Source organism: Arthrobacter mobilis (assembly GCF_012395835.1).
GTDB classification, from domain to species: Bacteria; Actinomycetota; Actinomycetes; order Actinomycetales; family Micrococcaceae; genus Crystallibacter; species Crystallibacter mobilis.
Map to the genome: position 1 here is coordinate 1,022 of NZ_JAAZSQ010000038.1, position 12,186 is coordinate 13,207.

Genomic DNA, 12,186 nt, shown 5'->3' on the forward strand with positions numbered 1-12,186 from the left:
TGCACGTCGCGACGACCGCGAGTTCCGCCCCCGCCGCGACTTCGGGGATCGACCCCGCCAGGACCGTGGCGACGAGCGTGGCGGCCAGGGCTACCGTCCCCGCGGCGGCTACCGCGATGACCGGCGCGAAGGCGGACGCGAAGGCGGACGCGATGACCGGCGCGAAGGCGGACGCGGGGAGCGCGGCTACGAGCCCCGCGGACCCCGCCGGGACTTCACCGACCGTCCCCGCCGGGACGAAGGCGGATTCGGAGCACGCCGCGACGACGAAGAGCGTCCCCGCCGCGAGTATGAGGACCGGGAACGGCCCGAGCGTCCCCGGTCGCCTGAAATCGATGAGGACGTCACCGGTTCCGAGCTCGACCGCTCGGTACGTGCCCAGCTGCGGACTCTCGAATCCCGGAACGCCGAGTGGGTGTCCAAGCACCTCGTCATGGCTGCGCGCCTGATGGATGCTGACTCCGAACTGGCCTTCCAGCACGCCTTGGCCGCCAGCCGTCGTGCCGGACGTATGGCACCCGTCCGCGAAGCGGTCGGCCTCACCGCCTACGCCGCAGGTCATTATGGCGAAGCGCTGCGGGAGTTCCGTACCTTCCGCCGGATCAGCGGCTCCAATGAGCATCTGCCGCTGATGGCGGACTGTGAACGCGGACTGGGTCGCCCGGAGCGCGCGCTGGAGCTGGCACGGTCCGAAGATGCGCAGTCGTTGGACACTCCCGGCAAGGTCGAGCTGGCAATGGTGGAGTCCGGCGCTCTGACCGACCTGGGGGATCCCGAGGCTGCTCTTGCAGCTCTGGAAATCCCGCAGCTGGACAAGAACCGTGCATTCTCCTTCAGTCCGCGCCTGTTCCGCGCCTATGCCGATGCGCTCGAAGCCGTTGGCCGCAGTGACGACGCCGCGACGTGGCGCCGGCAGGCGCTGGTGGCCGAAAGCGCCCTCGGGGTGGGCGACTTCGCGGAGCCGGACATCATCGACCTGGTGGGCGACGAAGAGCCGAGGCCGGAACGTCCCGGGCGCCCTCAGGAGGAGCAGGAGGAGCAGGCCGCCGAGGGTGGGCCGGCTGCTGCTGAGCCCGCAGCAGAGGCTGTCGCCGAACCTGTCGTTGAGCCGGCAGCTGAACCTGAAGCGGAGGTTGCGCCGGAGCAGGCGTCCGAACCGCCAGCAGCTGAACCTGAAGCGGAGGTTGCGCCGGAGCAGGTATCCGAACCGGCCGCTGCGGAGGTTGCGGTGACGGCGCCGGATGAGGACAAGCAGGCTGCTGCCGACAATGACTGAGACGGCCCTGATCTCCGGATACGACGCACTGCTCTCGGACCTGGACGGAGTGGTCTACGCCGGTCCGGGCGCCATCAGCGGGGCCGTCGAAGCCCTGGACAGGCTTGCCCGGACCGGGACGGCTTTGGGGTACATCACCAACAACGCCTCCCGGTCCCCGGAGGAGGTGGCCGCGCATCTGCGCAGCCTCGGGGCACCGGCTGCCCCCGGGCAGGTTTTCGGTTCCGCGTGGGCCGGTGCCCAGCTGCTGGCCCGTCACGTGCCGGCCGGGTCGCGGGTGTTGGTGACCGGCAGCAGGTTCCTGGCCCGCATGGTGGAGGACCAGGGGATGGTGCCGGTCCGTTCCGCCGAGGACTCTCCCGCGGCGGTAATCCAAGGCTTCGACCCTTCGCTCGGCTGGCAGGATCTGGCCGAGGCCGCCTACGCCGTCGCCCGCGGCGCAGTCTGGGTGGCGACCAATACCGACATGTCCATTCCCCGGGACCGCGGAATTGCCCCGGGCAACGGGGCTCTGGTGGCGGCCGTGCGCGCCGCTACCGGGGCGGTGCCGCTGGTGGCCGGCAAGCCGGAGGCCGAGCTGTTCGAAGCTGCTGCTGCCAGCCTTGGCTCCGTGCGTCCGCTGGTGGTCGGCGACCGGCTGGACACGGACATCCTGGGCGGCAACAACGCCGGAATGGATACCGCAGCCGTCCTGACCGGTGTGGATACCGTCGAATCGGTGCTGGCAGCCCGGTCGGCCGAGCGTCCGCGCTACCTGCTGGGCAGCCTGCGGGAGCTGCATCTGCCGTATCCGGACGTCGTTGCCGACGGCGGCGGCTTCCGGTGCGGAGATTCGTCCGCCGTCGTCGTGTCCGGCAAGCTCCGGATCTCCGGCAGCCGGCAGAGCCTGGACACCTGGCGCTGTGCCTGCGCGGCCTGGTGGCAGGAACATCCCGGGACGGACAGGGCCACCAGCCCCGAACTCGTGCAGTAGCCTGCGCCCCGTAGACTGGTCCAGAAGGCAGTCGGAAGGGAGCAGCACGCATGGATACGCCAGTGGCCTGGCCGGCCCTGCCCGGCCCGACCGGGGACGGCAACGTGGACGGCATCCTCGCGGATCTGGCGCAGCTGCCCGGGCTTCCCACCGGCGAGCACGCGGCGCACTACGAACAGATCCACGATGACCTGCTGGCCGACCTTGACGCAGGCAGCGGCGCCGGAACGGACTAAACGCCCATGCCCCGCCTCGACCAGGAACTCGTGGCCCGCGGCCTGGCCCGTTCCCGCACCCACGCGGCCAGGCTGATCGCCGACGGGCTTGTCACCCGTGCCGGCGCCGTGCTGACCAAGCCGGCCGCCGCCGTCGGCCCCGACGACGAACTGCAGGTAGCCGCTGCCGGCCCGGACTACGTCAGCCGTGCCGGGCATAAGCTTGCGGGGGCGCTGGCGGCGTTTCCCGAGGTCCGCCCCCAGGGGCTGCGCTGCCTCGACGCCGGCGCTTCCACCGGCGGTTTTACCGATGTGCTGCTGCGCGCCGGGGCCCGGGAGGTGGCGGCCGTCGACGTCGGCCATGGCCAGCTGGTGCCGCAGCTGCGCACGGATGTGCGGGTGCATGTCTTCGAGGGCGTGAACGTGCGCTACCTGGACAGCACGGACATCGGCGGGCCGGCAGCATTGACTGTCGCCGACCTGTCCTTCATTTCGCTGACACTGGTGATCGGGCCGCTGAGCCGGGCCACGCAGCCGGGCGGGGACCTGCTGCTCATGGTCAAGCCGCAGTTCGAGGTGGGCCGGGAGAACCTGGCCGGTACCGGCGTCGTTACTTCCGCGGCCGAGCGGCGGCGGGCGGTGGAACGTGTGGTCCGCAGCGCCGTCGAAACCGGGCTCGAGGTCAAAGGCCTGGCGCGCAGCCCGCTGCCCGGCCAGGACGGCAATGTGGAGTATTTCCTGTGGATCAAGGTGCCGTTGTCACCGCCGGTGCCTAGGATCGGAAGTGAACTGGAAGCTGCGGTCCGGGAGGCCATGTCGGCGATGCCATAGAGCGCTGCCCGCACCGGGCAGACCATCCGCAGCGACCAGGGCACGAGCCATCGAAAGTGAGCGCATGAGCAGGCGAATTCTGATTTTCACCCACACCGGCCGGCAGGATGCCATGGCCGCGGCGCAGCAGGCGTCGCTGCAGCTGCGGGCAGCCGGGCTGGTGCCGGTGATGCGCCGGCAGGAGATGGAGCAGATCCGTAGTGTGTACGGCGAGCTGGCCGCGCCCACCGAAGTCCTGGAGGAGGACGTCGACCTGGACGGCGTGGACCTGGGCATGGTGCTTGGCGGCGACGGCACCATCCTGCGCTCGGCCGAACTGGTCAGGGGCTCGGACGTGCCCCTGCTCGGGGTCAACCTCGGCCATGTGGGCTTCCTGGCCGAAAGCGAGCGGGCGGACCTGGCCCAGACGGTGCACTGGGTGGTGGACCGCGACTATACGGTCGAAGAGCGCATGACCATCGACGTGCAGGTATGGCTGGACAAGCAGAAGATCGCCCACACCTGGGCCCTGAACGAGGCTGCGGTGGAGAAATCCGACCGCCAGCGCATGCTGGAGGTGGTGCTGGAGGTGGACGCCCTGCCGATCAGCTCCTTCGGCTGCGACGGGGTGGTCATGGCCACTCCCACCGGATCCACCGCCTATGCCTTCTCCGCCGGCGGGCCGGTGGTCTGGCCCGAGGTCCAGGCGCTGCTGATGGTGCCAATCAGTGCCCACGCGCTTTTTGCCAAGCCGCTGGTGGTGGCGCCGACCTCCGTCATGGCCCTGGAAATCCTGACCCGCACCGACGCCAACGGGGTGCTCTGGTGCGACGGCCGCCGCAGCCTCGATCTGCCGCCGGGTTCGCGGGTGGAGGTCACCAAGTCGGACCGGCCGGTACGCCTGGCCCGGACCCGGCAGACCCCGTTCGCCGAGCGGCTGGTCCGCAAATTCGAGTTGCCAACCGTAGGCTGGCGGGGGCCGGTCAAGGAAAGCCAATCCCTGGTGCCCGTCGCACAGGTACAGACGGTGGAACCGCACCATATCCAGCCGCGCGAGGAGGGACGGCCGTGATCGAAGAAATCCGGATCCGCAACCTGGGCGTCATCTCGGAGGCAACGCTGCCGCTCGGGCCGGGCCTGTCCGTGGTCACCGGCGAGACCGGCGCCGGCAAGACCATGGTGGTTACCGCGCTCGGGCTGCTGCTCGGGGCCCGGTCCGATGCCGGTGCCGTGCGTACCGGAGCCCCCTCGGCTGTCGCCGAAGCGCTGGTGCGGCTGGCGCCGGACAGCCCGGCGCTGGCGCGGGCGGCCGAGGCCGGTGCCGAGTTCGAGGAATTCGGCGGCGCGGCCGAATTGATGCTGGCCCGTACCGTCAATGCTGACGGGCGCAGCCGGGCCCATGTGGGCGGGCGCAGCGCGCCGGTGGGGGTGCTGGCCGAACTGGGCGAACAGCTGGTGGCGGTGCACGGCCAGTCGGACCAGCTGCGGCTCAAGAGCCAGACCGCCCAGCGCGAGGCGCTGGATAAGTTCGCCGGGCCGGAGCTCGCCGCGGCGCTGGCTGCCTACCAGGGCTCCTACCACCGCTGGCGCGAAGCCTCGGCCGAGCTGGATTCCCTGCGCACTGCCGCCCGCGAACGGCTGCGCGAGGCCGAAAGCCTGCAGCTGGCGCTGGAGGAGATCGACGGCGTGGATCCGCAGCCCGGCGAGGACGAGGAACTCAAAGCCGAGGCGCTGAAGCTGGCCAACGTCGAGCAGCTGCGCGCGGCTGCCGTGCTGGCGCACCAGGCGCTGATCGCCGAGGACGACTACGGGGACTCCTCGGATGCGGTCACGCTGGTCGATGCTGCCAAGCGGAGCCTGGAGCAGGTCAGGGACGAGGACCCGGAGCTGGGCAAGGCCGCCGACCGGCTGGCCGAGGTCGGCTACATCCTGGCCGACGTCGCGCATGAGCTGGCCAGCTATGCCGCTTCCTTGGACAGCGAGGGGCCGGGCCGGCTCGAGGAAGTGGAGAGCCGGCGGGCGGATCTGGCCAAGCTGGTGCGCAAGTACGCCCCCAGCATCGACGAAGTGCTCGAATGGAGCGCCTCCGCGCGGGTGCGCCTGGACGAACTGACGGATGACTCCTCCCGGATCGAGCGTCTGGAGGCGGAAATTGCCCAGCTGTCCGGGCTGCTGCAGGAACAGGCCGCCGCCGTCAGCGCACTGCGCCGGGCGGCAGCCGGCGAACTGGCCGCCCGGGTGGGGGAAGAGCTGGCGGCCCTGGCGATGGCCAACGCGCAGCTGATCATCGAGATCGAGCCAGCGGAACTGTCCTCGCACGGGGCGGACAGCATCTCCTTCCTGCTCAAGCCGCATCCGGGTGCCGCGCCCCGGCCGCTGGGCAAGGGGGCTTCCGGCGGCGAGCTCTCGCGCGTGATGCTGGCGATCGAAGTGGTGCTGGCCGCGGTCGATCCGGTGCCGACCTTCGTGTTCGACGAGGTCGATTCCGGTGTCGGCGGCAAGGCTGCCGTCGAAATCGGCAGGCGGCTGGCCATGCTCGCCAAGTATGTGCAGGTGATTGTGGTGACCCACCTGCCGCAGGTGGCAGCTTTCGCCAGCCAGCACATCAGGGTGTTCAAGACCTCGGCCCCGGCGGCGGGCGCGGACGGCGCAGCAGCCGAGGGTGTGACCGCCAGCGATGTGACCCTGCTGACGGATGAGGAACGGATTACCGAGCTGGCCCGGATGCTGGCCGGGCAGGAGGAATCCGAATCTGCCCGGGCACATGCGCTGGAACTGATCGAGGGGGCCAGGCAGGGGCTGTGATCGGGCCGGGAGGGCGGTACGATCGGCTGCAGGCAGCGCGGCGCCGGACCCGGGGCCGCCGGAAAGGTGATAGGCTCGAATTCCGTGGTGCAGCGAACTAATTCCCGTTTTTCCAAGTCGTCCCAGACGACCAAGCACATCTTCGTCACCGGCGGCGTGGCGTCCTCCCTCGGCAAGGGGCTGACCGCGTCCAGCCTCGGCCACCTGCTCCGGGCCCGCGGCCTGTCGGTCACCATGCAGAAGCTGGATCCCTACCTGAACGTGGATCCCGGAACCATGAACCCCTTCCAGCATGGTGAGGTCTTCGTCACCGACGACGGTGCCGAGACGGACCTGGACATCGGCCACTACGAGCGGTTCCTGGACGAGAGCCTGGACGGTTCCGCCAACGTGACCACGGGGCAGGTGTACTCCACGGTCATCGCCAAGGAACGGCGCGGTGAATACCTCGGGGACACGGTCCAGGTCATTCCGCACATCACCGACGAGATCAAGCGCCGGATGCGCCTGCCCGCGGAACCCGCCGCCGGCAAGAAGGCCCCGGACGTGATCATCACCGAAATCGGCGGGACCGTCGGCGACATCGAATCCCAGCCGTTCCTCGAGTCCGCCCGCCAGGTCCGCCAGGACATCGGCCGCTCCAATGTCTTCTTCCTGCACGTGTCGCTGGTGCCGTACATCGGCCCGTCCCAGGAGCTGAAGACCAAGCCGACCCAGCACTCCGTGGCGGCACTGCGCTCCATCGGCATCCAGCCGGACGCGATCGTGATCCGCTCCGACCGGGACATCCCGCAGCCGATGCGGGAGAAGATCGGGCGGATGTGCGACGTCGACGTCGACGCCGTGATCGGCTGCCCGGATGCACCGAGCATCTACGACATTCCCAAGACGCTGCATTCCCAAGGCCTGGACGCGTACATCGTGCAGGCCCTGGACCTGAAGTTCAAGGACGTGAACTGGACCAAGTGGAACCGGCTGCTCGAGGCCGTCCACAACCCGCGCCATGAGGTCGAGGTGGCCCTGGTGGGCAAGTACATCGACCTGCCGGACGCCTACCTGTCGGTCACCGAGGCGCTGCGCGCGGGCGGCTTCGCCAACAGGACCAAGGTCAGGATCCGCTGGGTGCCCTCGGACGACTGCGCCACCGCTGAAGGCGCGGCCACGTCCCTGGCCGGCGTGCAGGCGGTCTGTGTCCCCGGCGGCTTCGGCATCCGCGGGCTCGAGGGCAAGCTGGGGGCGCTCAAATTCGCCCGCGAACAGAAGATCCCCACCCTGGGCCTGTGCCTGGGACTGCAGTCGATGGTGATGGAGTACGCCCGCAACGTGGTGGGCCTGGCAGGCGCCTCGTCCACTGAGTTCGATCCGGACACCGAGTTCCCGGTGATCGCCACCATGGAAGAGCAGCTGGACATCGTCGAGGGCCGCGGCGACCTGGGCGGTACCATGCGCCTGGGCCTGTACGAGGCTGCGCTGGTGCCCGGCTCCGTGGTCGCCGGCACCTACGGCGCCACCGAGGTGAGCGAACGGCACCGGCACCGCTACGAGGTCAACAACAAGTACCGCCCGCAGCTGGCGGAGGCCGGCCTGGTCTTCTCCGGCACCTCCCCGGACGGCAAGCTGGTCGAGTTCGTTGAACTGCCGGCGGACGTCCACCCGTACTACGTCTCCACCCAGGCCCATCCGGAGCTGAGTTCGCGTCCCACCCGGCCGCACCCGCTCTTTGCCGGCCTGATCGCCGCCGCCCTGAACCACGGTAAGGCTGCCCCCGCCAAGGACAGCACTGCCAAGGACAGTGCCAAGGATGGGGCGAAGGAAACCGCTGCCCAGGAAACCGCCGCCGCAAAGGCCGGAGCCTAGGATGGCCGCTGCCGGTCCGCAGGAGTTCGCCGACCAGCCCGATCCCCGGAAGCTGCTCGAGTCCCGGACGGTCTACGAAGGGCGCATCTGGGACGTGGTCAGCGATACCTTCAGCCTGTCCGGCAGTGGCGAGGACGTCCTGGTGCGCGACTACATTGCCCACCCCGGTGCCGTCGCCATCCTGGCCATGGACCGCGACGGCCGCGTCCTGCTGCTGAAGCAGTACCGGCAGCCGGCGCAGATGTCCTTCTGGGAGATCCCGGCCGGCCTGCTCGACGTCGACGGTGAGGATTTCACCGCCGCCGCAGTGCGCGAGCTGGCCGAGGAGGCGGACCTGGTGGCGGCCCGCTGGGACGTCCTGGTGGATTTCTTCAATTCGCCCGGATCGTCCAGCGAAGCCATCCGGATTTATCTGGCCCGGGAACTTACCGACGTCGCCGAGGCCGAGCGGCATGTGCGGACCGAGGAAGAGGCCGAAATCGAGCACCGCTGGGTGGACCTCGAGGAAGCCGCCGATGCCGTGCTGGACGGGCGGCTGCACAGCCCGTCCGCCGTCGCCGGCATTCTCGCCGCCGTCCATGCGGCCCGGACCGGGTTCCGCGGCCTGCGGCCGGCGGACGCTCCCTGGCCCGAGCATCCCTCGCAGCGCCATACCTGGGGCGGCCCGGGCCGGAACGGGGCCTGAGCGCCCATGCCAGCCACCGGGACGGGAGCCGGGACTGCCGCAGGGCAGGGAACGGCACCGCTTGGCCGCGCCGTCGAGGACTACCTGCAGCACATGCTGGTGGAACGCGGGCTGGCAGCCAACACGCTGGCCGCGTACCGCCGGGACCTGAACCGCTACGTGCGCTTCCTGCAGCAGCGCGGGATCACCGCCCCGGGGGCCATCGCGCGGCAGGACGTCTCGGCTTTCGCCCAAGCCCTGTCCGACGGCGCCGACGGCGCGGCGCCGCTGAGCACCCGGTCGGCCGCCCGGACCATTGTGGCGGTCCGCGGGCTGCATAAGTTCTGGGTGCTCGAAGGCACCACCGGCCTTGACGCAGCCGGGGATATCCATCCGCCGATGCCGGGCAAGCGCCTGCCCAAGGCGATCTCGGTGGCGGAGGTGACCCGCATCCTCGAGTCTGTCGGCACCGACTCCCCGGGCGGACTGCGCGACCGGGCGCTGCTGGAATTCCTGTACTCGACCGGCGCGCGGATCAGCGAGGCAGTGGGACTGGACGTCGACGACGTGGCCCTGGCACGGGACGCTGCCGAACGCAGCACGGGCGGGCCCGCCGTCGTCCGGCTCTTCGGCAAGGGGTCCAAGGAGCGCGTGGTGCCGCTGGGTTCCTATGCTGCCCAGGCCCTTGACGACTATCTGGTCCGGGCCCGGCCCGGGATCGCGGCCAAGGGCCGCGGGACCCCGGCGCTGTTCCTGAACGCCCGCGGCGGCCGCCTGAGCCGGCAAAGTGCCTGGACCATTCTGAAGGCAGCCGCCGGCAAGGCAGGTATCGGCCAGGACGTCTCGCCGCACACCCTGCGGCACTCCTTCGCCACCCACCTGCTCGAAGGCGGGGCGGATGTGCGCGTAGTGCAGGAGCTGCTCGGCCACGCCTCGGTGACCACCACCCAGGTCTACACGCTGGTGACTGCCGACACCCTGCGCGAGGTCTTCGCCGCGGCCCACCCCCGGGCGCTGGGGTAGCGGTGGACAGCACGGTCGAGGGCAGTACGGTGGAGGCCGGGCCGGTCGCCGTCGCCCTGTGCTTCCTGCTGCGCACGGACGGCAGCGGACTGAGCGTGCTGCTGGGCCGTAAGAAGGCCGGGTTCGGCGCGGGCAAGGTGGTCGGCGTCGGCGGCAAACTGGAGCCGGGGGAGAACAGCCTCGAGGCGGCCTGCCGCGAGGTGCTGGAGGAAACCGGGGTCGTGGTCCGCCCCGGGCAGCTGGCAGCAGCCGGCAGGATCTTCTTCGACTTCCCGGCCAATCCGCGCTGGAACATGGACGCGGACCTGTTCGTGGCCCGGCACTGGGAGGGTGAGCCGGCCGAGTCGGCGGAGATTGTCCCGGCCTGGTACCGGGTGGACGCCCTGCCGCTGGCGGACATGTGGCACGACGCCGGCAACTGGCTGCCGCTGGCCCTCACTGGGGGTGAACCGCGGCTGCGGATCGTGCTCAACGAGGACAACGCGACCGTGGCCGCCGTCCTGCCGCTGGGCGGGTGAATCCGGACCGGGTTGCCGGATGATGCCCCTTCCCTGCATGGAAAGGGCATCATCCGGCCGGTGGATGGTGGTGAGGGCTTAAAGCGAGCGCTGGTCGGGGCCGGTGTATTCGCTCAGCGGGCGGATCAGGGAATTGGCCTCGAGCTGTTCCATGATGTGGGCGGTCCAGCCGGTGATGCGGGAGGCGACGAAGATCGGCGTGAACGTGCCGGTATCGAAGCCCATCAGGTGGTAGGCCGGGCCGGCGGGGTAGTCCAGGTTCGGCTCGATGTTCTTGCGCTGGTGCATGCCGGCGGCCAGGGCGTCGTAGAGTTCGCTGATTTCGGGCCGGTTGTAGTGCGCGACCATTTTGTCCAGCGCCGCCTTCATGGTGGGCACGCGGGAATCGCCGTGCTTGTACACGCGGTGCCCGAAGCCCATGATCTTCTTCTTGCTCGCCAGCGCATCCTCCAGCCAGGCGGTGGCCCGCTCGGTGAGGTTGCCGCCCTCCAGGCCGATCTGCTCGAAGGTTTCCATGACGGCCTCGTTGGCACCGCCGTGCAGCGGGCCCTTCAGGGCCCCGATGGCGCCGGTGACTGCCGAGTGCAGGTCGGAGAGCGTGGAGGTGACCACCCGGGCGGTGAACGTCGAGGCGTTGAAGGAGTGTTCGGCGTAGAGGATCATCGAGGTGTTGAAGGCCTCCACCACGTCCTCGGCGGCTTCTTCGCCAAAGCTCATCCAGAGGAAGTTCGCCGCATAGCCCAGGTCGCCCCGCGGTTCCACCAGCTGCTGGCCGCGGCGCCGGCGCTGGTCATAGGCGACGACGGCGGGGAAGGCAGCGAACAGGTCCATGGCCTTGGAGAGGTTGGCCTCGGGCGAGGAGTCTTCCGCCAGCGGGTGGCGGGCTCCGATCACCGAGGCGGCGGTGCGGCAGATATCCATTGGGTGGGCTGTCGTCGGCAGCGTGTCGATCACCGTCTTCACCACCGGATCCAGCGCCCGGCCGGCCCGCTCACGCGCGGTGAAGGCGGCCAGCTGCTCCGCATCGGGCAGTTCGCCGTTCCAGAGCAGGTAGGCCACCTGCTCGAAGCTGCACTTGGCGGCCAGCTCCTGCACCGGGTAGCCGCGGTAGAGCAGCGAGTTGGTGTCCGGATTGACCTTGGAAATGCGGGTGGTGTCCACGACGACGCCGGCCAGCCCCTTGTGGATCTGCGGAGCGGGCGCAGTGGTTTCGGCAGTCATGACGGCTCCTTGGTTCATTTCGTGCCCAGGGACTGGGCGGGCTGGCCCGGCACCTGGAAGTTGAAGACCGACGTGTCGAATTGGTTGTAAGCTTCATAATCCACCAATTCGTACAATCGCGCACGGGTCAGCATGTTTTCGACCTCGTTTTCCTGCGTTCCTTGGGCCTTGATGGCCTCGAGGGTGCGTTCGGCGGCGGCCATGGCGATGCGCAGCAGGGTGACCGGGTAGATGACCATGTTCACGCCCGCGTCCTGCAGCTGGGCGGTGGTGAACAGCTCGCTCTTGCCGAATTCGGTCATGTTGGCCAGGACCGGCACGTCCACGGCTGCCCGGATGGCGGCGAATTCGGCGAGGGTGGCCATGGCTTCGGGGAAGATCGCGTCCGCGCCGGCGTCCACCAGGGCCTTCGCGCGCTCCTGCGCCGCGGCGAGCCCGTCGGTGGCGCGGATGTCGGTGCGGGCCATAATCAAAAAGTCCGGGTCGCGGCGGGCGTCGGCGGCGGCCCGGATCCGCCGGGTGGCGGTGGCGGTGTCGACGACGTTCTTGCCGTCCAGGTGCCCGCAGCGCTTGGGGTTGACCTGGTCCTCGAGGTGGCAGCCGGCCAGCCCGGCGTTTTCCAGTTCCTGGACGGTGCGGGCCACGTTCATCGGTTCGCCGAAGCCGGTGTCGGCATCGACCAGGGCCGGCAGGTCGGTCATCCGGGCGATCTGCCCGGCCCGGGTGGCGACTTCGGTCAGGGTGGTCAGCCCGATATCGGGCAGGCCCAGGTCGTTGGCCAGCACGGCGCCGGAGATGTAGACCCCGTCAAAGCCCTTTTCCTG

The 12,186-nt window shown here is 69.8% G+C and carries 11 protein-coding genes and 1 pseudogene; 10 read left to right on the top strand and 2 right to left on the bottom strand.

Annotated features, from left to right (window positions below):
• The 10 genes and pseudogenes from HGG74_RS20280 to HGG74_RS20325 all read left to right on the top strand — a co-directional run.
• Nucleotides 1–1,276, top strand: a pseudogene (locus HGG74_RS20280) (hypothetical protein); the annotation flags it as partial.
• Entirely contained in the window at nt 1,269–2,249 is a 981-nt protein-coding gene (locus tag HGG74_RS20285; RefSeq protein ID WP_168489332.1) for an HAD-IIA family hydrolase, read from the top strand. The pseudogene HGG74_RS20280 and the gene HGG74_RS20285, both read left to right, overlap by 8 nt.
• A gap of 50 nt (nt 2,250–2,299) precedes the next feature.
• Entirely contained in the window at nt 2,300–2,485 is a 186-nt protein-coding gene (locus HGG74_RS20290; RefSeq protein ID WP_168489334.1) for a hypothetical protein, read from the top strand.
• Nucleotides 2,486–2,491: 6 nt separating this feature from the next.
• Nucleotides 2,492–3,295, top strand: coding sequence for a TlyA family RNA methyltransferase (locus HGG74_RS20295; protein ID WP_168489335.1), 804 nt, complete (start codon nt 2,492–2,494; stop codon nt 3,293–3,295).
• A 64-nt stretch (nt 3,296–3,359) separates the two neighbouring features.
• Entirely contained in the window at nt 3,360–4,346 is a 987-nt protein-coding gene (locus HGG74_RS20300; protein ID WP_168489337.1) for an NAD kinase, read from the top strand.
• Nucleotides 4,343–6,079 carry a DNA repair protein RecN gene (recN, locus tag HGG74_RS20305; RefSeq protein WP_168489339.1) on the top strand — a complete coding sequence of 579 codons (1,737 nt, stop codon included), beginning with the start codon at nt 4,343–4,345 and terminating at the stop codon, nt 6,077–6,079. Before HGG74_RS20300 ends, recN begins: the two co-directional genes overlap by 4 nt.
• 66 nt (nt 6,080–6,145) lie before the next feature.
• Nucleotides 6,146–7,936, top strand: coding sequence for a CTP synthase (pyrG, locus tag HGG74_RS20310; protein WP_168489340.1), 1,791 nt, complete (start codon nt 6,146–6,148; stop codon nt 7,934–7,936).
• A gap of 1 nt (nt 7,937) precedes the next feature.
• Nucleotides 7,938–8,621, top strand: coding sequence for an NUDIX domain-containing protein (locus HGG74_RS20315; RefSeq protein ID WP_168489341.1), 684 nt, complete (start codon nt 7,938–7,940; stop codon nt 8,619–8,621).
• Between the two features lie 6 nt (nt 8,622–8,627).
• Complete coding sequence (gene xerD / locus HGG74_RS20320) at nt 8,628–9,623, top strand: site-specific tyrosine recombinase XerD (protein ID WP_168489343.1); 996 nt, start codon at nt 8,628–8,630, stop codon at nt 9,621–9,623.
• A 2-nt stretch (nt 9,624–9,625) separates the two neighbouring features.
• Nucleotides 9,626–10,141 carry an 8-oxo-dGTP diphosphatase gene (locus tag HGG74_RS20325; RefSeq protein WP_312856925.1) on the top strand — a complete coding sequence of 172 codons (516 nt, stop codon included), beginning with the start codon at nt 9,626–9,628 and terminating at the stop codon, nt 10,139–10,141.
• Between the two features lie 78 nt (nt 10,142–10,219).
• Here HGG74_RS20325 and HGG74_RS20330 read toward each other — a convergent pair whose 3' ends face one another.
• A complete protein-coding gene (locus tag HGG74_RS20330; protein WP_168489345.1) occupies nt 10,220–11,362 on the bottom strand; it encodes a bifunctional 2-methylcitrate synthase/citrate synthase in 1,143 nt (380 codons plus the stop codon).
• Between the two features lie 14 nt (nt 11,363–11,376).
• A partial coding sequence (gene prpB / locus HGG74_RS20335; RefSeq protein ID WP_168489347.1) for a methylisocitrate lyase occupies nt 11,377–12,186 on the bottom strand: 810 nt, incomplete at its 5' end.

Coding starts and splice junctions, on each gene's coding strand:
- HGG74_RS20285 (WP_168489332.1), top strand. CDS start 1,269: ATGACTGAGACGGCCCTGATCTCCGGATACGACGCACTGCTCTCGGAC.
- HGG74_RS20290 (WP_168489334.1), top strand. CDS start 2,300: ATGGATACGCCAGTGGCCTGGCCGGCCCTGCCCGGCCCGACCGGGGAC.
- HGG74_RS20295 (WP_168489335.1), top strand. CDS start 2,492: ATGCCCCGCCTCGACCAGGAACTCGTGGCCCGCGGCCTGGCCCGTTCC.
- HGG74_RS20300 (WP_168489337.1), top strand. CDS start 3,360: ATGAGCAGGCGAATTCTGATTTTCACCCACACCGGCCGGCAGGATGCC.
- HGG74_RS20315 (WP_168489341.1), top strand. CDS start 7,938: ATGGCCGCTGCCGGTCCGCAGGAGTTCGCCGACCAGCCCGATCCCCGG.
- xerD (WP_168489343.1), top strand. CDS start 8,628: ATGCCAGCCACCGGGACGGGAGCCGGGACTGCCGCAGGGCAGGGAACG.
- HGG74_RS20330 (WP_168489345.1), bottom strand. CDS start 11,362: ATGACTGCCGAAACCACTGCGCCCGCTCCGCAGATCCACAAGGGGCTG.